Origin of the sequence: Pseudonocardia aurantiaca, assembly GCF_039526725.1 — a bacterium.
Taxonomy (GTDB): Bacteria; Actinomycetota; Actinomycetes; order Mycobacteriales; family Pseudonocardiaceae; genus Pseudonocardia; species Pseudonocardia aurantiaca.
In genome coordinates this window covers 557,809-582,807 of sequence record NZ_BAAAJG010000003.1, presented here as the reverse complement: position 1 = coordinate 582,807, position 24,999 = coordinate 557,809, and the positions used below count along the sequence as shown (strand labels likewise).

21 protein-coding genes are annotated in these 24,999 nt (G+C 72.6%); 13 read left to right on the top strand and 8 right to left on the bottom strand.

Annotated features, from left to right (window positions below; genetic code table 11):
• Positions 1-3: 3 nt before the first annotated feature.
• Positions 4-1,611 (bottom strand): carboxyl transferase domain-containing protein, encoded by a 1,608-nt coding sequence (locus ABD143_RS07320; RefSeq protein WP_343973060.1) that lies wholly within the window; start codon positions 1,609-1,611, stop codon positions 4-6.
• A gap of 276 nt (positions 1,612-1,887) precedes the next feature.
• Between ABD143_RS07320 and ABD143_RS07315 the strand changes: the two genes are divergently transcribed.
• Positions 1,888-2,562, top strand: coding sequence for a response regulator transcription factor (locus tag ABD143_RS07315; RefSeq protein WP_343973056.1), 675 nt, complete (start codon positions 1,888-1,890; stop codon positions 2,560-2,562).
• Here ABD143_RS07315 and ABD143_RS07310 read toward each other — a convergent pair.
• Positions 2,538-4,145, bottom strand: coding sequence for a sensor histidine kinase (locus ABD143_RS07310; protein ID WP_343973053.1), 1,608 nt, complete (start codon positions 4,143-4,145; stop codon positions 2,538-2,540). The genes ABD143_RS07315 and ABD143_RS07310 overlap by 25 nt on opposite strands.
• 99 nt (positions 4,146-4,244) lie before the next feature.
• Here ABD143_RS07310 and ABD143_RS07305 point away from each other — a divergent pair, with 99 nt between their 5' ends.
• The 6 genes from ABD143_RS07305 (at position 4,245) to ABD143_RS07280 (ending at position 11,359) form a co-directional block, all read left to right on the top strand.
• The gene (locus ABD143_RS07305) at positions 4,245-4,823 is read left to right on the top strand and encodes an SACE_7040 family transcriptional regulator (protein ID WP_343973050.1); all 579 of its coding nucleotides are present in this window, start codon (positions 4,245-4,247) and stop codon (positions 4,821-4,823) included.
• 274 nt (positions 4,824-5,097) lie between these two features.
• Positions 5,098-7,878, top strand: a complete 2,781-nt coding sequence (gene ppc / locus ABD143_RS07300; RefSeq protein WP_343973047.1) for a phosphoenolpyruvate carboxylase — start codon at positions 5,098-5,100, stop codon at positions 7,876-7,878.
• A 349-nt stretch (positions 7,879-8,227) separates the two neighbouring features.
• A complete protein-coding gene (locus ABD143_RS07295) occupies positions 8,228-8,998 on the top strand; it encodes a LamB/YcsF family protein (RefSeq protein WP_343973044.1) in 771 nt (256 codons plus the stop codon).
• Positions 8,995-9,606: a 5-oxoprolinase subunit B family protein gene (locus ABD143_RS07290; protein WP_343973041.1), complete on the top strand. Its 612-nt coding sequence runs from the start codon at positions 8,995-8,997 to the stop codon at positions 9,604-9,606. The genes ABD143_RS07295 and ABD143_RS07290 overlap by 4 nt, the downstream gene beginning before the upstream one ends.
• 98 nt (positions 9,607-9,704) lie before the next feature.
• Entirely contained in the window at positions 9,705-10,583 is an 879-nt protein-coding gene (locus tag ABD143_RS07285; protein ID WP_343973422.1) for a 5-oxoprolinase subunit C family protein, read from the top strand.
• A complete protein-coding gene (locus ABD143_RS07280) occupies positions 10,580-11,359 on the top strand; it encodes a putative hydro-lyase (RefSeq protein ID WP_343973038.1) in 780 nt (259 codons plus the stop codon). Before ABD143_RS07285 ends, ABD143_RS07280 begins: the two co-directional genes overlap by 4 nt.
• A gap of 19 nt (positions 11,360-11,378) precedes the next feature.
• Here the strand turns inward: ABD143_RS07280 and ABD143_RS07275 are convergent, their stop codons facing one another.
• From ABD143_RS07275 to ABD143_RS07255, 5 genes are all read right to left on the bottom strand, one after another.
• Positions 11,379-12,275 carry a DMT family transporter gene (locus ABD143_RS07275; protein ID WP_343973035.1) on the bottom strand — a complete coding sequence of 299 codons (897 nt, stop codon included), beginning with the start codon at positions 12,273-12,275 and terminating at the stop codon, positions 11,379-11,381.
• 80 nt (positions 12,276-12,355) lie between these two features.
• A complete protein-coding gene (locus tag ABD143_RS07270; protein ID WP_343973032.1) occupies positions 12,356-13,885 on the bottom strand; it encodes an adenylate/guanylate cyclase domain-containing protein in 1,530 nt (509 codons plus the stop codon).
• A gap of 67 nt (positions 13,886-13,952) precedes the next feature.
• Positions 13,953-14,795, bottom strand: a complete 843-nt coding sequence (locus ABD143_RS07265) for a MaoC/PaaZ C-terminal domain-containing protein (RefSeq protein ID WP_343973029.1) — start codon at positions 14,793-14,795, stop codon at positions 13,953-13,955.
• Positions 14,795-16,138: a 3-oxoacyl-ACP reductase gene (locus ABD143_RS07260; RefSeq protein ID WP_343973026.1), complete on the bottom strand. Its 1,344-nt coding sequence runs from the start codon at positions 16,136-16,138 to the stop codon at positions 14,795-14,797. The genes ABD143_RS07265 and ABD143_RS07260 overlap by 1 nt, the downstream gene beginning before the upstream one ends.
• A complete protein-coding gene (locus ABD143_RS07255) occupies positions 16,138-17,439 on the bottom strand; it encodes an acetyl-CoA C-acetyltransferase (RefSeq protein WP_343973024.1) in 1,302 nt (433 codons plus the stop codon). Before ABD143_RS07255 ends, ABD143_RS07260 begins: the two co-directional genes overlap by 1 nt.
• 56 nt (positions 17,440-17,495) lie before the next feature.
• On the opposite strand from ABD143_RS07255, the gene ABD143_RS07250 reads away from it, so the two are divergent.
• A complete protein-coding gene (locus tag ABD143_RS07250) occupies positions 17,496-18,149 on the top strand; it encodes a TetR family transcriptional regulator (RefSeq protein WP_343973021.1) in 654 nt (217 codons plus the stop codon).
• Positions 18,146-20,095: an acyl-CoA dehydrogenase family protein gene (locus ABD143_RS07245; protein ID WP_343973018.1), complete on the top strand. Its 1,950-nt coding sequence runs from the start codon at positions 18,146-18,148 to the stop codon at positions 20,093-20,095. Before ABD143_RS07250 ends, ABD143_RS07245 begins: the two co-directional genes overlap by 4 nt.
• A gap of 164 nt (positions 20,096-20,259) precedes the next feature.
• Here ABD143_RS07245 and map read toward each other — a convergent pair whose 3' ends face one another.
• On the bottom strand, positions 20,260-21,039 hold the full coding sequence (gene map, locus ABD143_RS07240; RefSeq protein WP_343973015.1) for a type I methionyl aminopeptidase: 780 nt from the start codon (positions 21,037-21,039) through the stop codon (positions 20,260-20,262).
• Positions 21,040-21,072: 33 nt separating this feature from the next.
• On the opposite strand from map, the gene ABD143_RS07235 reads away from it, so the two are divergent.
• The 4 genes from ABD143_RS07235 to ABD143_RS07220 all read left to right on the top strand — a co-directional run bounded on the left by ABD143_RS07235 (position 21,073) and on the right by ABD143_RS07220 (position 24,992).
• The gene (locus ABD143_RS07235) at positions 21,073-21,348 is read left to right on the top strand and encodes a helix-turn-helix domain-containing protein (RefSeq protein ID WP_343973012.1); all 276 of its coding nucleotides are present in this window, start codon (positions 21,073-21,075) and stop codon (positions 21,346-21,348) included.
• Positions 21,349-21,509: 161 nt separating this feature from the next.
• A complete protein-coding gene (locus ABD143_RS07230; protein WP_343973009.1) occupies positions 21,510-22,205 on the top strand; it encodes an ABC transporter ATP-binding protein in 696 nt (231 codons plus the stop codon).
• Positions 22,202-23,410, top strand: coding sequence for an ABC transporter permease (locus ABD143_RS07225; protein ID WP_343973006.1), 1,209 nt, complete (start codon positions 22,202-22,204; stop codon positions 23,408-23,410). Before ABD143_RS07230 ends, ABD143_RS07225 begins: the two co-directional genes overlap by 4 nt.
• Before the next feature lie 13 nt (positions 23,411-23,423).
• Positions 23,424-24,992: an efflux RND transporter periplasmic adaptor subunit gene (locus tag ABD143_RS07220; RefSeq protein ID WP_343973003.1), complete on the top strand. Its 1,569-nt coding sequence runs from the start codon at positions 23,424-23,426 to the stop codon at positions 24,990-24,992.
• Positions 24,993-24,999: the final 7 nt, after the last annotated feature.

Below are 24,999 nucleotides of genomic sequence, written 5' to 3'. Positions count from 1 at the left end.
CCCTCACATCCGGAAGACGCCGAAGGCAGGATCGGCGAGCGGGGCGTTCGCCGCCGCGCTCAGAGCGAGGCCGAGGACCGTGCGGGTGTCCTTCGGGTCGATCACGCCGTCGTCCCAGAGCCGGGCGGTGGAGTAGTACGGGTGGCCCTGGTGCTCGTACTGGGAGCGGATGCGGTCCTTGAACTTCTCCTCCGGCTCCCCGCCCCCGTCAGGGCCCCCGTTGCCGCGGACCATCGAGAGCACCGTGGCCGCCTGCTCCCCGCCCATCACGGAGATCCGGGCGTTCGGCCACATGAACAGGAACCGCGGCGAGTACGCCCGTCCGCACATCGAGTAGTTCCCAGCGCCGAACGAGCCGCCGATGATCACTGTGAGCTTGGGGACGCGGGTGGTGGCCACGGCGGTGACCATCTTGGCGCCGTTCTTCGCGATCCCCCCGGCCTCGTACTCACGCCCCACCATGAAGCCCGAGATGTTCTGCAGGAACACCAGCGGCACGCCGCGCTGGTCGCACAGCTCGACGAAGTGGGCGCCCTTGAGCGCCGACTCGGAGAACAGGATCCCGTTGTTCGCCACGATCCCCACGGGGTGGCCGTGGATGCGGGCGAACCCCGTCACGAGCGTGGTGCCGTACTCGGCCTTGAACTCCTGGAACCGCGACCCGTCGACGACCCGCGCGATCACCTCCCGCACGTCGTACGGGGTGCGGGAGTCGGTGGGCACCACGGCGTACAGCTCGTCGGGATCGGCGAGCGGCTCCTCGGTGGGGAGGACGTCCCACGGCCGCGGCGCCCGCGGCCCGAGCGTCCCGACGATCGACCGGACGATCCGCAGGGCATGGGCGTCGTCGTCGGCGAGGTGGTCCGTGACGCCGGAGATCCTGGAGTGCAGGTCCCCGCCGCCGAGCTCCTCGGCGGTCACCACCTCGCCGGTCGCCGCCTTCACCAGCGGCGGGCCACCGAGGAAGATCGTGCCCTGGTTCCGGACGATCACGGCCTCGTCGCTCATCGCGGGCACGTAGGCGCCCCCGGCGGTGCACGAGCCGAGCACGGCGGCGATCTGCGGAATGCCCTGCGCCGACATCTGTGCCTGGTTGTAGAAGATCCGCCCGAAGTGCTCGCGGTCGGGGAACACCGAGTCCTGCTCGGGCAGGTACGCCCCGCCTGAGTCGACGAGGTACACGCAGGGCAGCCGGTTGTGCAGCGCCACCTCCTGCGCTCGCAGGTGCTTCTTCACCGTCATCGGGTAGTACGTGCCGCCCTTGACCGTGGCGTCGTTCGCGACCACCACGCACTCCCGGCCAGCCACCCGGCCGACACCGGTGATCAGCCCGGCGCCGGGCGCCTCGTCGCCGTACATGCCCGCGGCGGCGAGCGGCGAGAGCTCCAGGAACGGGCTCGACGGGTCCAGGAGCGCGTCCGCCCGGTCGCGGGGCAGCAGCTTGCCGCGCTCGACGTGCCGTGCCCTGGCCCGCTCCGGGCCGCCCAAGGCCGCGGCAGCGAGCCGCGCCTTCAGGTCGGCCACCAGCTCGCCGTGAGCGGCGGCGTTGCGCACCGCGCCGTCGCCCACAGCGGCGGCGGTGCGCAGGACAGTGCCGGAGGTGGCGGGCATCGGACCTCCTCACGTGGAGTCGCCCGCGATGTTAACGAACGTTAACCAGAGGCGCCAGGGGCGTCCGTGCGGGGAGACGGGGTGCCAGGGTCCGGTAGCGTCCGCTGAGTTTGATCATCATCGGTAGTGGCGGCCCCGAGCGGCACGCCGCCGACCCGCCCCCTGACCTGATCGGCCCATGCGCTGATGATCATAGGGACCGGTCGTCTCCGGACGATCGGGCTTCTTGCCGACAGCCTCGCGAGGCTCCAAGACTGGGCCGATACGGTTTAAGGCGTGCGCGTACTGCTGGTCGAGGATGAAGTTCCGCTGGCCGAGATGGTGCGGCGAGGGCTCGCGGCGGACGGCCACAGCGTGCAGGTGGTGCATGACGGCCCGTCCGGGCTCGCTGCGGCGAGCACCGGCGAGCACGACGTCGTGGTGCTCGACATCATGCTGCCCGGGCTGTCGGGTTACCGCGTGCTGCAGCGGCTGCGCGCCGCCGACATCTGGACCCCCGTGCTCATGCTCACGGCCAAGGACGGCGAGTACGACGAGGCCGACGCGTTCGACCTCGGCGCCGACGACTACCTGGTCAAGCCGTTCTCGTTCGTCGTGCTGCTGGCCAGGCTCCGCGCACTGCTGCGGCGAGCGGGTGAGCAGCGCCCCACCGTGCTCAATGTGGGGGATCTGCAGCTCGATCCGGCCCGCCACCGCGTCTTCCGCGGCAAGACCGAGATCACGCTGACCCCCCGCGAGTTCGGCGTGCTGGAGCACCTCATGAAGCATGCAGGCGAGGTCGTGACGAAGACCGACATCCTGCGCGCCGTCTGGGACGCCCACTACGAGGGCGAGGTCAACGTCGTCGAGGTGTACGTCGGCTACCTGCGTCGCAAGATCGACGCGCCGTTCGGCACCACCAGCATCGAGACGCTGCGCGGCGTCGGCTACCGGATGGTCGAACCGGGCTGAATCGGCACGACGGGGATGCCGCCGGGGTTGGTGCCCGGATCGCGCCGAGCGTCCTCGTCGCGCATGGGCACACGCGGCCTCGGCGTCGGCTTGCCGGGACCCAGCGCGGCCTGAACAGGCCTGGCGCCGATCGCGGCTGGCGGTTTTCGCGCGGGCCGCTCGTCGGGCTGGGCCGCCGCCGGGAGGCGGACCCGGAAGAGAGCTCCGCCGTTCGGCCCCTCCTCCACCGTCACCGTGCCGCCGTGGGCAGCCACCACCTCGGAGACGATCGCGAGCCCGAGCCCCGAGCCGCCGTCGGCGCGGGCACGGGCGTCGTCGAGGCGGACGAACCGCTCGAACACCCGCGCCCGGTCGGCAGCCGGCACGCCGGGTCCGTCGTCGGCCACCTCGATCACGGCCGACGGGCCGTCGCGCCGCACCGTGACGACAACCCGGCTACGCGCGTGCCTGCGGGCGTTGTCGACGAGGTTGCGCACCACCCTCGCGAGCTGGCCGCGGTCGCCGACCACCCGAACCGGCTCGGTGCGCACCTCCGCGACCACGCTGCCTTCAGCGGGACGGCCGCGCTCGGCCTCGGCGACCTCGTCGAGATCCACCTCCTCGCGTCGCGGCTGCAGCCCGCGCTCGTCGGCGCGCGCCAGCAGGATCAGCGCCTCGACGAGGCGGTTGAGCCGCTGCGTCTCGCCGCGCAGCGCCGTCACGGTGGACGGGTCGGACACGCCCTTCTGCATCAGCTCGAGGCCGGTGGCGATGGTGGCGAGCGGGCTGCGCAGCTCGTGGCTCGCGTCGGCGACGAACCGCCGCTGCACGCCCTGGGCGTCCTGCAGCCGGGCGATCATGGCGTTCATCGTCTCGGCGAGCCGGCCCACCTCGTCGCGGGCGATCGGCACGGGCACGCGCTGCTCGAGGTCCTTCTCGTTCATCGCAGCCACCTGCCTGCGGATGGCCTCGACCGGCCGCAGCGCCCGCCCTGCGAACAGGTAGGTCGCGAGCCCGGCCACCAGGATCAGTAGCGGCACACCCCAGAGCAGGTAGAACACCAGCGTGTCGGTGGCGTCCTTCACACCGGTGAGCGGCACGGCCAGCAGCAGCACGACGTTGCGGCCGTCGGATTCGGCGCCGCTGGCCACGAGCACGGCCTGCACGGTGCTCCCGTCGGCCCGGGTGATCGCCGTCTGCGGCACGACGATGCTCTGGCCGGGCGCGGGCAGCAGGCCCGACATCAGGGTGTCCCGCCCGACGGCGTCGGTGCCGGCCTCGGTCACCCACGTCTCGGTCTCGCCGGGATCGGTGCCGTACCGGACGACCACCTGGGCGAGGTCGTCCGGCGTGGCCAGCGCGTCGAGGGCCTCACGGGCGTTCTCGTTAGTGGTGCCCCGGAAGTTCCCCTCGAGCCGGCCCACGATCAGGTGCGCGCGCTGCTCGGCGCCTGACTCGACGCTGCCGTGCAGCGACTGGCCAACCAGGAACACGAGCGCGGCGCCGGCCATCACCAGCGACACGGCCACCACCACCGCGGCGGACAGCGCGGACACCACACGCACTCCCGCGCGCGCGCGCAACCATCCCACCGGCCCTGACATGCCAATGAGGGTAACGAGCCACCCCTGTGACGGCGCTGTGACCGGGGTTGAAGGGCCTGAAGGCGTTAGGGAGCGCTAACCCTTGGCTACGCTGCCGTGATGGCTGCGTCACCGGCGATCAACCCAGGCAGCGGCAGGCGCGCGCAGATCCTCGCCGTGGCCGCCGAGCTGTTCGCCAGGCACGGCTTCCACGGTGTGAGCATCGCAGACCTCGGGGCGGCGGTCGGCGTCAGCGGGCCCGCGCTGTACCGGCATTTCCCCAGCAAGGAGGCCCTCCTCGCGGAGATGCTGGTGGGCATCAGCGAACACCTCCTCGCCGGCGGGCAGGCGCGCGCAGGGGCGTCGAGCGACCCGCTCCGCGTGCTCGCCGAGCTCGTCGACTTCCAAGTGGACTTCGCGCTGCGCGAGCCGGAGCTGATCGTGGTGCAGGACCGGGACCTCGCCAACCTCCCAGCGGAGCCGCGCAGGCTCGTGCGCCAGCTTCAACGCACGTACGTGGAGATCTGGGTGGAGACCCTCCAGCGCGTGCACCCCGGCCTCCCGGCCGAGTCGGCCCGGATCGCGGCGCACGGGGCGTTCGGGTTGCTCAACTCGACCCCGCACACGGGGCACGGTCCGGAGGCGGCCGCACTTCTGCGCGGGATGGCGATGACCGCACTCACCGGGCTAGGCGCCTAGTGCGGTGGCCGGTGGCCACAAACGTCCACCGGGTCCTCGCGGGCCAGAACGACGCCTCGCCGCGTTGCCCCCGCACCCGAGTACGCCCGGTACGAGGGTGCGGGGGCGCCTTGCGAGGCGCCGTTCTGATCCCGCGATCACCCCGGCAACGTTCGCGGCCACCGCACCAGGGATCCGCCCGGGGTGGCGCAGCTGCTGCCGCACGGTGGACGATTGTGGCGTTCCGTCGTTCTCAGTGGTGCGAGCGGCTCCCCGACGGTCTTGTGGAGACGCCGTGACCGACCTTGCCAGCGACCCGACCGCGCTGGACCGGCGCACGCCCGACTCCGTCGCGCAGCACGCCGGCGTGATCTCGGAGTCGGGCCACGAGGCGCTGCGCGCCGACATCCGCCGCCTGTCCACGATGCTCGGCGAGACCCTGGCCCACCACGGTGGGCCCGAGCTGCTGGACCTTGTGGAACGGGTTCGGAAGCTCTCCCGCAGCGCCGTGCAGGGCGACGCGGCGGGCGACGCCGAGGTCACCCGGCTGCTCTCCGGGCTCGACGCGGGCACCGCCGTGTCGTTGGCCAGGGCGTTCTCCCAGTACTTCCAGCTCGCCAACATCGCGGAGCAGCGCCACCGCGCCCGTGAGATCTCCGCGGCGCACCCCAACGGCCGCGGCCCGATGCGGCGGCTTATCGAGCGGCTGGGCGAGAGCGACCGCGACGAGGTGCAGGAGGTGCTCGCCCGCACGGAGCTGCGGCCGGTCTTCACCGCACATCCCACCGAGTCCACCCGCCAGTCCGTGCTCGCGGTGCTGCGGCGGGTGGCCGAGGCCCTCGACCGGGGCGCACCGGACGAGACCCTCGCCGCCCTCGTCGACCTGCTGTGGCAGACCGACGAGCTGCGCCCCGGCAAGCCGACCGTCGCCGACGAGGCCAGGGCGATCGGCTGGTACATGGAGCAGCTCGGGAGGGGCGCGGTGCCCGATCTCCTCGGTGAGTTCGAGCGCGAGGTGCGCGCGGCAGGGTTCACCGTCCCGGAGGGAGCCCGGCCGCTGGCGCTGGGCTGCTGGGTCGGCGGCGACCGCGACGGCAACCCCAACGTCACCCCCGCCGTCACGCGTGAGGTGCTGGAGCTCTACTCCGACCGGGCGGTCCGGATCCACGAGACCCTGGTGGAGGAGCTGGTCAGCGAGCTGTCCATCTCCACGCGGGTGATCGGGGTGTCCGAGGAGCTGCGCGGCTCGCTCGCGCGCGACCGCCGCGCCCTCCCCGAGGTGCACGACCGCTTCATCCGGCTCAACGCCCACGAGCCCTACCGGCTCAAGCTCTCCTACGTCCAGGCCCGCCTCGCCAACACGCGCGCCCGCATCAAGCACGGCGGCGAGCACCAGCCGGGGCGGGACTACCTGGGGCCGAGCGGCTACGTCGAGGATCTCGCCGTGCTGGACCGCTCCCTTCGCGGCCACCTCGGCGGCCGGATCGCCGACGGCACGCTGGCCAGGGCGCTGCGCACCGCGCGGGCGCTCGGCCTGCACCTGGCCGAGCTGGACATCCGCGAGCACAGCGCCCGCCATCACGACGCGCTCGGAGCCGTGTACGACGTGCTGGGCGAGCTGGACAAGCCCTACGCCGAGCTGACCCGGGCCGAACGCACCCAGCTGCTGTCCCGCGAGCTGGAGAGCGGCCGGCCGCTCATGCGCAGGCACTACGGGCTGCCGGAGGAGGCCGTCGACGTGCTCGCCACGTTCGACCTGCTGCACGACGTGCAGCACGAGATGGGGCCGGAAGTCGCGCAGACCTACATCGTCTCGATGTGCCAGGGCGTCGACGACATGCTCGCGGTGGCGGTGCTCGCCCGCGAGGCGTTCATGGTGGAGCTTCAGCACGACCCGCGGTCCTCGATCGACCTCGTGCCGTTGTTCGAGACCGTCGAGGAGCTGAGCCAGGCCGGTCAGCTGCTCGACGAGCTGCTGTCCGTGCCCGGCTACCGCCAGCAGGTGCGCAACCGCGGTGACCTGCAGGAGGTCATGCTCGGCTACTCGGACTCCAACAAGGGCGCCGGGATCACGACGTCGCAGTGGGAGATCCACCGCGCGCAGCGCCAGCTGAGGGACATCGGGGCGAAGCACGGCGTGCGGCTGCGGCTCTTCCACGGCCGCGGCGGCTCGGTGGGACGCGGCGGCGGGCCGTCGGCCGAGGCCGTCGCTTCCGCGCCGTTCGGTTCGGTCGACGCCACGATGAAGGTCACCGAGCAGGGCGAGGTCGTCTCCGACAAGTACTCGCTGCCCGAGCTGGCCCACCACAACCTCGAGATCATGCTGGCCTCGATGCTCGAGGCCACGCTGCTGCACCAGTCAGCGCGCTGGGGCGGAGCGACGCTGGACCGCTGGGACGAGGCCATGAACGTCGTCAGCGACGCCGCCAGGGTCGCCTACCGCGGCCTGGTCGAACGGCCGGGACTCCCGGAGTTCTTCGCCACCGCCACGCCGGTGGACGAACTGGGCAGGCTCAACGTCGGCTCGCGCCCGTCCCGGCGGCCGGGGCGCGGCGCCCCCACCCTCGACGACCTGCGCGCCATCCCGTGGGTGTTCGGCTGGACGCAGACGCGGATGGTCGTGCCCGGCTGGTACGGGCTGGGCAGCGGGCTGCTGGCGGCGCGGGAGGCCGGCTACGGGCCGGTGCTCGACGAGATGAAGCAGTGGCCCTTCTTCACGAACCTGCTGGGCAACGTGGAGATGACGCTCGCGAAGACCGACCTGCGGATCGCCGGGTTCTACGTGGCCGAGCTGGTCGACCCCGAGCTGCACCCGATCTTCGACGACATCGTGGCCGAGCACGCACGCACGCTGCGCGAGGTGCTACGCCTCGCCGGCGGGAGCACGCTGCTCGCGAGGCACCCGGTGCTACGCAACACGCTCGCGGTGCGCTCTGCGTACCTGGAACCGTTGCACCACCTGCAGATGGAGCTGCTCGCGCAGCGCCGCAAGACCGAGGAGCCGGACCCCGACCTGCACCGTGCTCTGCTGCTCACCATCAACGGCATCGCGGCGGGCCTGCGCAACACCGGCTGAGGACGACCCGGGCCCGAAGCGCGCCGAGGGCCGTCGACCGTGGAGGGGGCACCGGTCGACGGCCCCGGCAACCGCTCGGGCGGTCCGACGCGGGCACGCTCGGCGCCGCACGCTCGCGGTTGCTCAGAGTGTCCGCCTACATGCGGAGGGCACACAAGGCCCGCAGGTGCATCCCGTATCCGCCATCCGGGCGGCGTTCCCGTGTCCGACCGTGGTCCCCAGCGGGTACCCCAGAACGGGCGGTCCCCATCCGGACGACCCCAAGACTATTGCAGGATTGTTGAGCGATCCTTACGCTCACCAATTGACGGATTTCCAGTCGACGCTGCCGGGCCCGCGAAGGAGAGCGATGACCGTGGACCTCAATTCGGACGTCGGAGAGTCGTTCGGCCGCTGGGTACTCGGCGACGACGAGGCGATGCTCGGCCTCGTCACGTCGGCCAACGTGGCGTGCGGATTCCACGCCGGCGACCCCTCCACCCTGCGCCGCACATGCTTCATCGCCGCGCAGAACGGCGTCGCGGTCGGGGCTCAGGTCGGCTACCGGGACCTCGCGGGGTTCGGCCGCCGGTTCATCGAGGTCGAGCCCACCGCGCTGGCCGACGACGTCGTGTACCAGATCGGCGCGCTCGACGGGATGTGCCGCGTGGCGGGGACCCGCGTTCGCTACGTGAAGCCGCACGGCGCGCTCTACAACGCGATCGTCCACCACGAGGCGCAGGCCGAGGCTGTCGTGGCCGCAGTCCGCGACTACGACTCCACGCTGCCCGTGCTCGGGCTGCCGGGATCGGCGTTCCTGGGAGCGGCCGAGAAGGCCGGCCTGCGGACGGTGCGGGAGTTCTTCGTCGACCGGGGCTACACCCCCGAGGCCACGCTGGTGCCCCGTTCCCAGCCCGGTGCGCTGCTGCACGACCCGGAGGGGGTGACGGCGCGGGTGCTGCGGATGGTGACCGACGGGGTCGTTCGCGCCGTCGACGGCAGCGACGTGCGGGTGGAGGCCGAGTCGGCCTGCGTGCACGGTGACTCGCCCGGTGCCGTCGCGATGGCCACCGCCGTTCGCGCGGGGCTCACGGCGGCGGGTGTGGAGCTTCGCCCGTTCGTCGACGGGCCTGCGGGGTGAACACGAACGTCCTGCCGTGCGGGGACGCGGGCCTGCTGATCGAGGTCGACGGGCTGCCCGAGGTGCTGGCGCTCGCCGACGCCGTGCGCGGGGCGCCGCCTGCGGGGGTGCTCGACATCATCCCCGCCGCGCGGACCGTGCTGCTCACGCTCGAACCGGGCACGGATCTCGCCACGGTGCGCAAGGCGGTGCTCGACCTGCCTGTCGATGTCGGCGCGGCGGCTGCCGACCGCGAGACGGTGGAGATCGAGGTGGTCTACGACGGACCCGACCTCGACGAGGTCGGGCAGCTCACCGGCCTCGGCCGGGACGGGGTCGTCGCCGCTCACACCGGCACGCCGTGGCGGGTGGCCTTCGGCGGCTTCGCGCCAGGTTTCGCGTACCTGGCCGGTGGCGACCCGCGCTTGGACGTGGCGCGACGCGACGAGCCGAGGACGTCCGTCCCGGCGGGTTCCGTCGGCCTCGCCGGGGAGTTCAGCGGCGTCTACCCCCGCTCGTCGCCAGGCGGGTGGCAGCTGATCGGGCGCACCGATGCGGTGCTCTGGGACATCGAGGGCGGGGCCCTGCTGCGGCCGGGCAGTAGCGTCCGGTTCCGGGAGGTGCGGTGAACACGGCCCGCACGGTCCGGACCAGGAGGCGGCGCCCGGCCAGGGTCGCCGGGCTGCGTGCTCCCGCGCACACCGCCGCCGCGGATTCGGGAGGCGGCGTGGCGCGCGAGGTCGAGGTGCTGAGCACCGGGCCGCTCGCGCTCATCGAGGACCTCGGGAGGCCAGGGCTCGCGGCGTCCGGGGTCGGCCGCTCCGGCGCCGCCGACCGGGCTGCCCTGAAGCTCGCCAACCGGCTCGTCGCCAACCCCGAGGACGCCGCAGGCATCGAGGTGGTCTTCGGGGGCTTCGCGCTGCGGGCCGGCAGCCTGCTCACCGCCGCGCTCACCGGCGCGGCTGCACAGGCCGACATCGACGGCACCCCGGTCGGGCACAACGCCGTGCTCACCCTGCGGGCCGGCCAGGTGCTGCGGCTCGGCGTGCCGCCGACCGGCCTGCGCACCTACGTGGCCGTGCGCGGCGGGATCGCGGTGGAACCCGTGCTCGGCTCCCGCAGCACCGACGTGCTCGCCGGCCTCGGGCCCGAGAAGCTCAGTGCGGGGACGGTGCTGCCAGTCGGCCCGGAGCCGCCCGGGTTCCCGCTGATCGACGTCGCCCCCGTGGCCACGCCGCCCGGCGACACGGTTGTGCTGCGGGCGATGCCGGGGCCGCGCGCGGGGTTCCTCGCCGACCCGGCGGCGCTTACCCGCACGACGTGGACCGCGTCCAGCCGCAGCGACCGCGTCGGCATGCGCCTCGAGGGCGGCAAGCTCGACCGCGCCGGGTCGGGTGAGCTGCCCAGCGAGGGCATGGTCCGCGGGGCGATCCAGGTGCCGCCCGGCGGCGAGCCCGTACTCTTCCTCGCCGACCATCCGGTCACCGGTGGCTACCCGGTTGCCGCCGTCGTGCTCAACCGGGACGTCGACCGCGCCGCCCAGGTGCGGCCCGGCCAGTCCGTCCGGTTCGTGCTCGTCCCGCCCCCGTGGCAGGAGACCCCGTGAGTTCCACCGAGAAGCCCGCCCACGCCCGCGCGCGCTTCCGGGACGGGCTCGTCACACCGACCGCGGGCTGGTGCGACGGGTACACCCAGGCCAACCTCATCACGGTGCCCCGCGACCTCGCCTGGGACTTCCTGCTCTTCGCCCAGCGCAACCCGCAACCGTGCCCGGTGCTCGACGTCCTCGACGCTGGGGCGGTCGCCGGACCGCTGCTCGACGGCGACGTCCGCACCGACATCCCGCTCTACCGCGTCTACCTGGACGGCGAGCTCGCCGCGGAGACCACCGACGTGCGGGAGTGGTGGCGCGACGACCTCGTGAGCTTCCTCATCGGGTGCAGCTTCACGTTCGAGCGGGCGCTCGGCGCGGCGGGCGTGCCGGTGCGCCACGTCGAGCAGGGCGTCAACGTGCCGATGTACCGCACCTCGCGGCGCTGCCGCAGCGCCGGAGCGGTGAGCGGCCCGCTGGTCGTGTCGATGCGCCCGGTCCCGGCCGCGCTCGTCGACACCGCGGTGGCCGTGACGGCCGCCTACCCCGCCGTGCACGGCGCTCCCGTGCACGTCGGCGACCCGAGCGAGCTGGGCATCACCGATCTGGACACTCCCGACTACGGGGACGCGGTGCGGCCCGAGCCGGGAGACGTCCCGGTGTTCTGGGCGTGCGGGGTGACTCCGCAGGCCGCGGTGGTGGAGTCCCGCCCCCCGCTCGCGATCGCCCACGCGCCCGGCCACATGCTGATCACCGATGCCCGCGACGAGGACTACCGGCTGACCGTCTGACCAACCGCGTCAACGCGCGCTACCGCCGCCGGGAGAGCGCGACCCCGACCAGGCAGATCGCCCCGCCGACGAGCGCGAGCACCGGCGGCAGCTCGCCCAGCAGTACCGCCGACATGACGATCGCGATCGGGGGCGCGAGGTAGGTGGTGACCCCGAGCCGGCCGGCGTCCATGCGGGCGAGCGCGTAGGCCCAGGTGCTGAACGCCAGCGCCGTCGGGATGGCTCCCAGGTACACCAGGCCCGCCGTCGCCCCGGCCGGGGCGGCGACGAGGTCGGTGAGCAGGCCGGGGGTGAACGGGAGACAGGCGAGCGCGCCGATCGTGCACGCCAGCCACGTGACCTGCAGTCCCGGCAGCCGGCGCAGCAGCGGCTTCTGCGCGAGCACGCCCACCGCATACGTCAGGGCCGCGACGAGGCAGAGCAGCACCCCGAGCACGTCCGAGCGCGCGTCCCCGGCCGTCGCGAGCCCGACGAGCACCGTGCCGCCGAACGCGATGAACGCACCGATCACCAGCCAGCGCGGGAATCCCTCACCGAGCCACAGGCCGGCGAACAGCGCGATCAGGATGGGCCCGACGTTCACCAGCATCGCCGACGTGCCCGCGTCGACGCGCTGCTCGCCGGCGTTGAGCGCGACGTTGTACACGGCGAACCAGGCGAGCCCGCACAGCGCGATCAGGCCCCACTCGCGGGCGGTCGGGGTGACCCAGCGCCTGCTGACGAGCAGCCCGGCGCCCAGTGCGAGCGAGCCGACCAGCAGGCGACCGAGCGCGAGTGGGCCGGCGCCGTAGAACTCGCCGACGGCTCTGATGGCGACGAATGCCGACGCCCAGGCCACCACGGTGACCGCCACGGCCGCGAACGCACTCCAGCGGTAACGGGACGCCGGGACGGTCGCGGTCAGAGTGCGGGTCACGGACGGACGCTAGCTCCGGGCACTCGACGCAGCCACGGAGTTCCGGCCAGCCGCCGCCAACATCCCGCCGATCAGTCCGCTCACGGCGGCGAACCCGCGCTGACCGCTCGTGACGGCGTGACCGGGGTCGCGAGCCGGGTCGGTTCGCCGCGCCCGCGCAGCTCGGTGCTCTCGCCAAGCTCCCAGTGCGCAGCTTCCTCCGCGCCCGCGAGCTCGACGGCCCGTCCCGCGGCCAGCACCCCGCCGGGCACGGTCTTGGCCAGCTCCGTCAGGCGGGCGGCCTCGTTCACCGGGTCGCCGATCACGGTGTACTCGTAGCGGCGTACGTCGCCGACGTTGCCCGCGACGGCAGCGCCGGCGGAGATGCCGATGCCGACCGTGACCTCCGGCAGCTCGGCGGCGAGCCGCGCGGCCAGTTCCCGGCCCGCGGCAAGGGCGGACCCGGCGGGATCCTCGCTGGCAACGGGAGCCCCGAAGACCGCCAGCGCGGCGTCACCCTCGAACTTGTTGATCCAGCCGCCGTGCTCCTCGATCACCTCGACCACCACGGCGAAGAAGCGGTTCAGCAGGCCGACGACCTCCTCAGGTGGGCGCTCCGACGCCAATGCTGTCGAACCGACGAGATCGACGAAGAGCACCGCCACCTGCCGCACCTCGCCGCCCAGCCGCACCTCGTCCGCAGCGGCGGCGGCCTTGGCGACGTCCCGCCCGACGTGGCGCCCGAACAGGTCGTGGATGCGTTCGCGCTCCTGCAGCCCCGTCACCATCGTGTTGAAGCCGGCCTGAAGCTGACCCAGCTCCGTCCCGTCGTACACGCTGACGCCGGCGTCCAGATCACCGCGCTCCACCCGCCCCATCGCGCGCCGCACGGCGTTCACGGGGTCGGCAACGGCGCGGGCGGCCCCCACGGTCACGAGGAGCCCCGCGATGAGCGCAGTGCCGCCGATCGCCAGGACGATCACCGCGAGCCGCTCGGCGGGCACGTCGCCGTAGACGAGCACGGAGACGGCCGCGAGCATCAGCCCGACAACCGGCACACCCGTGCCGAGCGCCCAGAAGAGCAGCGAGCGCACCACCATCCCGGGCAGCACTCGCCTGCTCGGCGGGCGCGCCCCGAGGACCCTGGCCGCTGTGCGGCGCAGAATGCGCTCGCTGAGCAGGTAGGACAGCGCGCACGTGGTGATGCCGCCGACCAGGATCGTCTCGCCGATCGACGTCGCAAGCCGCAGCGACGAGATGCGGACGTTCAGCAGGACGAAGACCACAACGGCCACCACCCACAGCACACCCTGCACCGCCACCAGCCGCAGCGGCCCGTAGAGCACCATGCGGCGCTCGCGCTGCTGCTCGGCTTCCGCCCCGCCCGTCCGCAGCCGGAACCGGCGACTGCCCCAGACGAGACCGACCGGGATCGCCAGCAGCAGGTAGCCGCCGAACACCGCGAGGTTCAGCGCACGTACACCGGCCGGATCGGGTAGCGGCCCCTCCGGCAGCACCCACACGGTCAGCACGAGCACGACACCGGAGCCCGCGAGGTTCGCCACCACCATCACAACCGCGAGCGCGGCACGGGCCGGCCAGTCGATGACCCACCGCCGGGAGCGCGCCATACGGCGGAAGCCTAGGCCGTGCGCCGCAACCACCGCCCCCAGACGGCCGCCGTCGTTCGTCTACTCGTCAGCGGGTCGTTCCCCTTAGGTGGGTGCCTCGCTTCGAGCGGATATCCACATCCCATCCGCCGCCTGTGGATCGGGTGCGCAGCTCGACCGTCGACGGGAGCAGCAGCGGCTTCCCGAATGCCACGTCGTAGGTCAGCGCGTCGGGGAGCCTGCCCTGCAGCGCGGCCAGTGCGTGCGCGGCCGTCCACATGCCGTGCGCGATCGCGCGGGGGAACCCGAACGCCTTCGCGGTCAGCGGGTGGAGGTGGATCGGGTTGACGTCGCCGCTCACCCGCGCGTACCGGCGCCCGGTGTCCGATCCGACGTGCCAGGTGGCGGTGAGCGGCCCGTCCCCGACCCCGGTCGGCTCCGCCGGACGCGGCTGCCCGGCGTCCGGAGCGCTCGCCCCGCGGGCCAGGTACGTGCTCCGGCCCTCCCAGACCGGCTCGTCCCCGGCGGCGATGCGGGCGACCAGGTCGACCTGCGCGCCCTTCGGGTGTGCGGTGAGCCCTTCGGCGTGCACGCGCACCGTGAGGCGCTCGGCCGCGTCGATCCGGCGATGCACGGTGATCGTGTTGCGCACGTGCACGAGGCCCGGCAGCGGCAGCGGGAAGTCCCGGCCGGCCATGAGCGCCACCTGCAGCGGGAACGCGAGCACGTGCGGGTAGGTCGCCGGGAGCGCGTCGGCCACGGCGAACCCGCACACATGCGCGTACCCGGCCAGGTGCGCCAGGTCGACGGCCACGTCCTCGCGCATGAGCTCGGTGGCGGGCAGCTCGCGCCCGCGCGGCCCGATCGCCCCGAGCGCGGCCTTCAGGTACAGCGGCCCGAGCCGCGGTGCGCTCTTCAGGACCGTCGGCATCAGGCACCCAGCAGGCTCTGACCGCACACGCGCACAACCTGCCCCGTCACGCCGCCGCTCTCGGCCTGGCCCAGCCAGCCGACCGTCTCGGCGACGTCGACCGGCAGTCCGCCCTGGCGCAGGCTGTTGATCCGGCGGCCCGCCTCGCGGGTGCCGAGCGGCATCTTCCCGGTCATCTCGGTCTCGATGAACCCGGGTGCGATCGCGTTGATCGTGGCGCCGCGCTCCGCGAGCCGCGGCGCGAGCGCGCGGACCATCCCGATCACACCCGCCTTGCTCGCCGCGTAGTTCGCCTGGCCGCGGTTGCCGGCAATGCCGCTCGTCGAGGAGATGCATACGATCCGGCCGGTGTCGCTCAGCACGTCGGACGCGAGCAGCGCGTCGTTGATCGCGAGCTGCGCGCGCAGGTTGACGGCCAGCACGGCGTTCCACCGGTCGGCGTCCATGTTGGCGAGGAGCTTGTCGCGGGTGATCCCGGCGTTGTGCACCACGACGTCGACGCGTCCGTGGCGCTCCCGCAGGTGCGCGAGCAACCGCTCGGCGGCGTCGGGCGCGGTGATGTCGAGTTGGAGTGCGGTGCCGCCCGTGCGGTTCGCGACGCGCGCGAGCGCCTCGCCCGCCGCGGGGACGTCCACGGCGACGACGATGGCTCCGTCCCGGGCGAGGGTGTCGGCTATCGCGGCGCCGATGCCGCGGGCGGCACCCGTCACCACGGCCACCCGACCGGCCAGCGGCCTGTCCACCTCCGCCGAGCTGTCCATCCCGATCGGATCCTGCGCCTGGCCGACCGGGACGCCGATGCGCACGACCTGCCCGTCCACGTATGCCGAGCGCGCGGAGAGGAAGAACCGCACCGCCGAGTCCGCCGCGGCAGGCGGCGCGTCGGGGTGCACCACCAGCAGGTTCGCGGTCGCACCCGCTCGCACCTCCTTCCCCGCGGACCGGACGATCCCCTCGAACGCCTGCGCCACGGCCGACGCCTCGACGTCGGCCGGGTCGGGCTCGGGCCCGAGCAGCAGGAGCCGCCCGGACGGCGCCAGCCTGCGCACGGCAGGCGTGAGGAACTCGCGTGCGGCGGCGAGGTCGTCGAGCGTCCGCGCGCCGGTGGCGTCGAGCACAGCGGCGGCGACCTTGCCCTCGGCGCCCGCGTCGGCAACGCCTGCGTCCTTCAGGAGCGCGCGGATCTGCTCCGCGTTCCGCCCTGCGCCGACCGCCGAGACCAGCGCCGGACCGTCGAGCAGCGGTTGCCCGGGCGAGTACCGGCGCAGCACCGGGATGCGGGGGACGCCGAGGCGCTGGACGAGCGGGTTCTGCGAGAGGTCGCGAAAGGTGTCGTTCGACATCAGGAAGCTGCCTCCAGGATCGCGACGACTCCCTGCCCGCCTGCGGCACAGATCGAGATCAGCCCCCGGCCGGACCCCTTCTCGTGGAGCAGCTTCGCCAGCGTCGCCACGATCCGGCCGCCGGTGGCCGCGAACGGGTGCCCGGTGGCGAGCGACGAGCCTGCGACGTTGAGCTTGGCCCTGTCGATCGAGCCGAGCGGGGCGTCGAGCCCGAGCCGCTCCTTCGCGAAGCCCGGGTCCTCCCAGGCCTTGAGGGTCGCGAGCACGGTCGACGCGAACGCCTCGTGGAGCTCGTAGAAGTCGAAGTCCTGCAGCGTGAGCCCGTTGCGCTCCAGCAGCCGCGGCACCGCATAGACGGGCGCGGTGAGCAGTCCGTCCGTGCCGTGCACGAAGTCGACCGCCGCGGTCTCGGCGTCGACGACATGGGCGAGCACCGGGAGGCGGTGCTCGGCGGCCCACTCGTCCGAGCCGAGCAGCACCGCGGAGGCGCCATCGGTGAGCGGCGTCGAGTTGCCCGCCGTCATCGTGGCGGCTGCGCTGCCGTTGTTCGGGCCCTTGCCGAACACCGGCTTGAGCTTCGCGAGCTTCTCCACGGACGAGTCCGGGCGGAGGTTCTGGTCGCGGGTCAGCCCGAGGAACGGGGTGACCAGGTCGTCGAAGAACCCCCGCTCGTAGGCGGCGGCGAGGTTGCGGTGGCTCGCGACCGTCAGCTCGTCCTGCTCCTCGCGCCCGATCTGCCACTCCACCGCGGTCAGAGCGGCATGCTCGCCCATGGAGAGCCCGGTGCGCGGCTCGGCGTTGCGGGGGATCTCGGGCACGATCTGCCCCGGCCGGAGTCCGCGCAGGGCCCTCAGGCGGGCGCCGAGCGTCCTCGCGCCATTGAGCTCCATGAGCACGCGGCGCAGGTCGTCGTTGAGGGCGACGGGCGCGTCGCTCGCGGTGTCGACGCCTGCCGCGATCCCACTCTCGATCTGACCGAGGGCGATCTTGTTCGCGACCAGGATCGCCGTCTCCAGGCCGGTGCCGCACGCCTGCTGGACGTCGTAGGCGGGGGTGTAGGGCGAGAGCGTGCTGCCGAGCACGGCCTCGCGGGTGAGGTCGCGGTCGCGGCTGTGCTTGAGCACCGCGCCGCCTGCCACCTCGCCGAGCCGCTCACCGGCCAGCCCGAAGCGGGCCGCGAGGCCGTCCAGGGTGGCGGTGAGCATGTCCAGATTGGACGCGCGGGCGTAGGCGCCGTTCGCGCGCGCGAACGGGATTCGATTGCCACCGATGACGGCGGCCTTCCTCCGAGTGTCCGGCATAGCGTCTCCTTACCCACGAGTAGCTGGTACTCAAAGTACACGGTACTGTCGGTTTCATGAACGGCCCGGTGAAGCTCGTGGGAGATCGGCGCGCGAGCCGGTGGGACGCCCACCGGCAGAACCGCCGTGCCGAGCTGACCGACGCCGCGATCGCCGCCATCCGCACCCACGGTGCCGGAGTCGGCATGGACGACGTGGCCGGGCAGGCCCGCACGAGCAAGACTGCCGTCTACCGCCACTTCGCCGACCGCACCGAGCTGTACGTCGCCGTGTGCGCGCGCGTGGCCGAGGTGCTGGTTGCACAGGTGCGCACGGCGATGGACCGCGCAGTCGGCCCGCACGCCAAGGCCTCGGCCGCCATCGCCGCCTACCTGCGACTCATCGAGCACGACCCCGAGGTCTACCGGTTCGTGGTGCATCGCCCGCTCGTCGACCGGGCGCTGACCGCTGATCCCGTCGCCGACCTCGTCTCCCTGATCGGCGACGAGGCGGCGGCCGTGATCACCGAACAGCTGACTAGCACCGGCGCCGACACGTCCGCGGCCAGTCCCTGGGGCCACGGCGTCGTCGGAATGGTCCGAGCCGCGGCCGACAACTGGCTGGCCCATCCCGGGGACATGAGCCGGGACGAGCTGGCCGCCTACCTCACCGACCTGGCCTGGGCAGGGCTCTCCGGAGTCGTGGTCCGCAAGGAGGCGTCATCGTCATGACAGTCAATACCCCTGCTCTCCAGCGCGCCCTCGACGGCCGGTGGGCCGCCACGCGCGACGACGTGCGGGCGCAGATGGGGCAGCTGTCGCTCGATCCCGACCCGGACCTGTCCACAGAGGAGTACCGCGCCCTCACGACCGAGAACCTGCGGGGGCTCGCCGAGAGTGGCCGCCCGCAGCAGGGCTTCGACCCCGCCTACGGCGGCGGAGGTGACGTCGGGGGCGTGGTCACGGCGTTCGCGATGCTGGGCTACGGGGACCTGTCGCTACTGGTCAAGGCCGGGGTGCAGTGGGGGCTCTTCGGCGGCGCGGTGCAGGTGCTCGGCACTTCTCGGCATCACGACGAGTACCTGCGGGCGATCATGAACGGCGAGCTGCTCGGCTGCTTCGCCATGACCGAGACCGGCCACGGCTCGGACGTACAGCACCTGCGCACCACCGCCACCTACGACCCCGCAACGCAGGAGTTCGAGATCCACACGCCCGACGCGGGGGCGCGCAAGGACTACATCGGCAACGCCGCCCGCGACGGGCGGATGGCCGTCGCCTTCGCCCAGCTGATCACGGGCGGGGAAACCCATGGTGTGCACGCGCTGCTCGTCCCGATCCGCGACGAGGACGGGCAGCCGATGCCCGGCGTGACCATCGGCGACTGCGGGCGCAAAGCGGGCCTGAACGGCGTCGACAACGGCAGGCTGGTCTTCGACCACGTGCGCGTGCCCCGGGACGCCCTGCTCAACCGCTTCGGCGACGTCAGCGAGGACGGTACGTACTCCAGCCCGATCGCGAACGAGACCCGGCGCTTCTTCACCATGCTCGGCACGCTCGTGCGCGGCCGGATCAGCGTGGCGGGCGGCGCGGTGACGGCCACCGAGAAGGCGCTCGCGCTTGCGATCCGCTACGGCGCCACCCGGCGGCAGTTCGCCGAACCGGCCACGGGCGAGGAGGTGGTGGTGCTCGACTACCTGGTCCACCAGCGCAAGCTCCTCCCCGCCCTCGCCACGACGTATGCATTGCACTTCGCACAGGCCGAGCTTGTGGCCGACATGCACGACCTCCAGGCCCCCGGCGCCGACGCGCCGGAGGCTGCACAGCGCGACCTCGAGACGCGGGCCGCGGGCATCAAGGCGGTCGCGACCTGGCACGCCACCGCGGCGATCCAGACGTGCCGCGAGGCGTGCGGCGGCGCCGGCTACCTCACCGCGAACCTGCTCCCCCAGCTCAAGGCCGATACCGACGTGTTCACCACATTCGAGGGCGACAACACGGTGCTGCTGCAGCTCGTGGCGAAGACGATCCTCTCCGACTACGGCCGCCGTGTCGCGAAGCTCGACGTGGTGGGCAAGGCCCGGTTCGCCGCCGACCTCCTTGGCGGGATGGTGGCCGAACGCACCGGGGTGCGGGCTGTGCTCAACCGGGGTGACCTGCGCGACCGGGCGCACCAGCGCCGCCTGCTCGTCGGGCGCGAGGAGCACCTGCTCGCAGGCGCCGCGCAGCGGATGCGCAAGGCACTCGCCCCGGGCGCCGACCAGTTCGGGATCTTCAACGGCACCCAGGACCACCTGATCGTCGCCGCGCGGGCTTACGTCGACCGGATCGTGTTCGACGCCTTCGCCGCCGCGGTCGAACAGGTCGAGGACACGGAGGTGCGGGCGCTGCTGGAGGTGGTTCGCACCCTCCACGCACTCTCGGTGATCGAAGGCGACCGCGCGTTCTTCGTCGAGCACGGGTACCTCACGGCCGGCCGAGCCAAGGCCGTCACACAGGCCGTGAACACGCTGTGCGGGGAACTGCGCCCGCACGCCAGGACACTCGTGGACGCCTTCGGCATCCCGGAGGCCAGGCTCGCGTGCCCGCTACTGGACGGCGAGAAGGACGCCTCTTCCGCTGTCACCGACCCCGCCCCGTCAGACGAGGAGCCGTCAGACCTGGCGTCCGTCGGCTGACGCACCCCGACTCACCCGCATTCACGCCCCGACTCGCGTGCACTCACGCCCCGACTCGCGGGGTTCTTGGATGTTCGCCCGCGAGTCGGGGTCTGGGTGCGCGCGAGTCGGGGTCTGGGTGCGCGCGAGTCGGGGTTCCTCGCCGACTACACCGCATCGAACGGTCACGACGTCGGGCGGCCGTCCGTCACAACCCGCGTGCCGTCCTCGCTGATCGTGATCGTGTGCTCGGCGTGCGCCGCACGGCTGCCGTCGGCCGTGCGGATCGTCCAGCCGTCGCGGCCGTGAACGTAACCGTCCCGGCCGCCGACGATGAGCATCGGCTCGAGCGCGAGCACCAGCCCCGGCCGCAGCGTCAGTCCGCGGCCCGGCCGCCCCTCGTTGGGCACGCTCGGCGACTCGTGCATCGATCGACCCACCCCGTGTCCGCCGTGGTCTGCCAGCAACCCGTACCCGGCCGCCCGTGCCACCGCCCCGATCGCGTGTGCGACGTCGCCCATCTTCGCTCCCGGCACGGCGGCGGCGATGCCCGCGGCGAGCGCCCGCTCGGTGGTCTCGACGAGCGCCACGTCCTCGGGTTCGGCCCGGCCGACGACGGTGCTGAAAGCGGCGTCCGCGCACCAGCCGTCGAGGTGCACGGCCAGGTCGACGCTGAGCAGGTCACCGGAGCGGAGCCGCTCCTGGCCGGGGATGCCGTGCACCACCGCGTCGTTCACGCTCGTGCAGAGCACCGCGGGGTACGGCATCGGTGCCCAGTCCGGGTGGTAGTCGAGGAAGCTCGGACGCGCCCCCGTCGCGGCGATCAGGTCGGCGGCGAGCGCGTCCAGCTCCGCGGTGGTGACGCCGGGGGCGGCGTGTGCGCGCACGGCGCCGAGCACGTCCGCCACGATCGTCCCGGCCGCCGCCACCGCGTCCAGCTCGGTCGAGGTCTTCAGCTCGATCATGTCGATAACTATACCGGTATTAGTATTGGGTCCATGGTGCGCGTCCCCCTGACCCCCGCCGACCGCGAACGCGGCGAGCGCCTCGGTGCGATGCTGCGCGAGGCGCGGGCCGAACGCAGCCTCGTGGAGGTGGCGGCCGCGGCCGGGATCTCCGCCGAGACGCTGCGCAAGATCGAGACGGGGCGCATCCCCACCCCCGCGTTCTTCACCGTGTCCGCGCTGGCGGGCGCGCTGGACCTCTCACTGGACGCGCTCGTGGCCGCCGCTGCGCCTCCGGTTCCACGAGAGAACCGCGCAACCGCCGTCTGATCTGCACATTTCCCGCCGCAGATCAAACAACCCAGCCCCACTCGATCGGGGGAACATTTGGCGCGATAGCGTCACCTAAGCGGCTGCTGACATCAACCGTTCGTAGCCGTCAGATCGGGCACGCCGGCCTTCGGGGGAAGGTTCGGCGCCACGGGGGGACGATGATCGAGCTCGACGGCGTCAGCAAGATCTACAAGACCGGTGCGGTCGAACTGCGTGCGCTGGACTCGGTCAACCTCACCATCGCCGACGGTGACCTCGTCGCGATCATGGGGCCGTCCGGGTCCGGCAAGAGCACGATGATGAACATCCTCGGCTGTCTCGACGTGCCGAGCGAGGGCCGCTACCGGCTCGACGGCATCGACGTGGGCAGACTGCGGGACAACCGGCTCGCCGACATCCGCAACACCCGCATCGGCTTCGTCTTCCAGTCCTTCAACCTGATCCCGCGCACGAGCGCGGCCCGCAACGTCGAGCTGCCGCTGATCTACGCCGGCGTGGGCGGCAGGGCCCGCCGCACCCGGGCGCGCGCTGCCCTGGAACGGGTCGGGCTCGGCGAGCGCATCCGGCACATGCCCAACGAGCTGTCGGGCGGACAGCAGCAGCGGGTCGCGATCGCCCGCGCGCTCGTGACAGAGCCGACGATGATCCTCGCCGACGAGCCGACGGGGAACCTCGACTCCGTCTCGACCGTCGAGATCATGCGTTTGCTGGTGGAGCTGAACGACGCCGGCCGGACAGTCCTGCTGATCACCCACGAGGACGAGGTGGCCGCCTTCGCGAAGCGGGTGGTCCGGCTCCGCGACGGCCGCATCGTCAGCGACGTACGGCAGGAGCGGGTCGGGGTCTCCGGGTGAACATCCTCGAGTCGGCGCGGATCGCGCTGAGCGGGTTGCGCGCGAACCGCCTCCGTTCCTTGCTGACGACGCTCGGCATCGTCATCGGGGTGGCGGCCGTGATCGTGCTCGTAGCGCTGGGCAACGGGATCCAGAGTGGCTTCAACGACGTGTTCGGCTCGCTCGCCACCCAGATCACCGTGACCCCGGACCAGGGAGCCACCACCGCGAGGCCCCTCACCGACGCCGACGCGGAAGCGTTGGACGACCGGACCTCGGCCCCCGACGTCGCATCGGTCACCCCGGTAGTCGGCGGCACTGCGTTGCTGCAGACCGACGATGGCGAGCAGTACCGCGCCGCAATCACCGGCTCCACCGCCGGCTACCTCGAGGTCACCGACAGGGAGCTGCTCGTCGGGCGGTCCTTCGACGAGGCGCAGGAGCGCAGCAACGCCAAGGTCGTCGTGCTCGGCCCGAACCCCGTGGCAGAACTGTTCGCCGGGGACGCGGTCGCTGCGCTGGGCCAGGAGCTTCGCATCGGCCGGACGTCCTTCCGCGTGATCGGGGTTGTGGCCTCGGACGGCCAGCAGGACGACGTGGCGATCATGCCGCTCGGCGCGGCCCGCAGTTATCTGCTCGGCGGCGGCGACGACGTGAGCACCATCGTCGTCAGGGCCACCACAGTGGCCGCCGTGCCTGCCGCGCTGGCCCAGGTCACGACGATCCTTTCCGACCGGCACGACATCGACGACCCGGCCGACCGCGACTTCAACGCACAGGCCCTGCAGAACCTGCTGGACCAGTCCACCCAGTTCCTGTCGTTCCTCACGCTGTTCACCAGCGCAGTGGCCGGTATCTCGCTCGTGGTCGGCGGCATCGGCGTCGCGAACATCATGCTCGTCACAGTCACCGAGCGGACGCGGGAGATCGGCATCCGCAAGGCGATCGGCGCCCGCCGCCGCGCAATCCTCCAACAGTTCCTGCTGGAAGCCATGCTGCTCGCGGGCCTCGGCGGGCTGATGGGGATCCTGATCGGCGTCGGACTCTCGACCACGGCCGCCGCTCTGCTACCGCAGTTCGTCCCCGGGTTCCCACCGCCGTCGGTGTCGGTCGGCTCGGTTGTGCTCTCGTTCTCGATCAGCCTGCTGATCGGCCTCGTCGCCGGGGGCTACCCGGCGAACCGTGCCGCCCGGCTGCGCCCCATCGAGGCCCTCCGATACCAATGAAGGCGGATTTCGCATGACCAAGGTGACGGGGCGACGCCACCAGGGAACGCTTCTGGTAGGGCTGGTGGCGCTGTTCGCCACAGCCGCCTGTACCGCCACTCCCGCGCCCCCGCCGACCGTCCGGGTGGACCGCGGGATCGTCGCCACCAGCGTGTCCGCGTCGGGCAAGCTCGCGTCGATCACCGAGCAGAACCTCGGGTTCCCCCAGGGCGGGCGGCTCGAAGAGGTGCTCGTCAAGGTCGGTGACCAGGTCGAGGCGGGACAGGTGCTCGCCCGGCTCGACGACTTCGAGCTGACGCAGGAGCTCAAGCAGAGCCAGGCCCAGCTCGCCCAGCAGCAGGCCTCGCTGACCAAGATCCGCAACGGCAACTCGGTGGCGGCCGCGCAGGCCGACCTCGACCAGGCGAAGAAGATCCTCGACGCCACCCAGAAGCAGGTCTCCGCGACGAACGACTCGAACAAGTCCGCCACGGACCGAGCCCGGGTCCAACTCGACTTCGACAAGTCGGCGCTCGATCGCGCGGAGCGCAAGCTGCGTGAGGACCGCGCCGACTGTGACTCCGACGAGAACTCGTCGGAGTCCTCGTCGTCGAGCACCCAGCCCGCCACCACCAGCACGCCACCCGAACCAACCAACCCGGCCTGCGACCGGATCGAGACCGACAAGGCGGCGGTGCAGGACGCCAAGCGTGCCGTCGTGTCGTCCCAGACCTCGCTCGACGCGGCCCAGGAGCGGGAGAGGGTCGACGCCGCCTCCGGACAACTGTCGATCGAGAACGCGAAGCAGAGCATCGTCAACGCCCAGAACGAGCTGGACTCGGCTGGCAGCGACCGGCCGGCCGACATCGATGCGCAGGCCGCCGCCGTCCGCGACGCGCAGGCCGCGGTGGCGATCGCCCAGCGCAAGGCGGACGACGCCGCACTGCGGGCCCCGGTCGCGGGTGTCGTCTCGGCGGTCAACGGGGTGACCGGCGAGTTCGTCGGCGCCGCGTCCGGTGCCACCGCCCTCGCCCCGGGGAGCACCGCGGGCCTGCCCGGCATCTCCGACCTGGGCGCGACCGCAGGTGCCGGAGGCGGAGCGGCCGCCGGGAGCGGCGCCTTCATCGTGCTCAACGGCGTCGAGTCGTTCCAGCTCGTGGTGCCCTTCGAGGAGTCCGACGCCGCCCGGATCGCCCCTGGCCAGCCAGTCGAAGTGGCCGTCGACGCCGTGGCCGGCCTGACGCGGCCGGGGTCGGTGCTGGCCATCGCCCCGAGCGGCGAGGAGGTCTCCGGCATCGTGAACTACAACGCCACGATCGTCCTGAACGAGAGCGACCCCCGCCTGCGCGACGGGCAGACCGCCGAGGCCTCGGTTGCCGTCGAGTCCGTCGACGGAGTGCTGCGCGTCCCCTCCGCGGCCGTACGCACCGAGGGCGGGCGCAGCGTCGTCACCTCACCGGCCTCGGGCGGCACACTGGCCACGCCGTTCGAACCGGGTGTCGTCGGCGACCAGTTCGTCGAGGTCAAGTCGGGGCTGAACGAGGGGCAGGAAGTGCTCCTGCCGCAGGCGCATGTCACGGCAGTGGCGGGGCCGCCGAACTAAGCGTCCG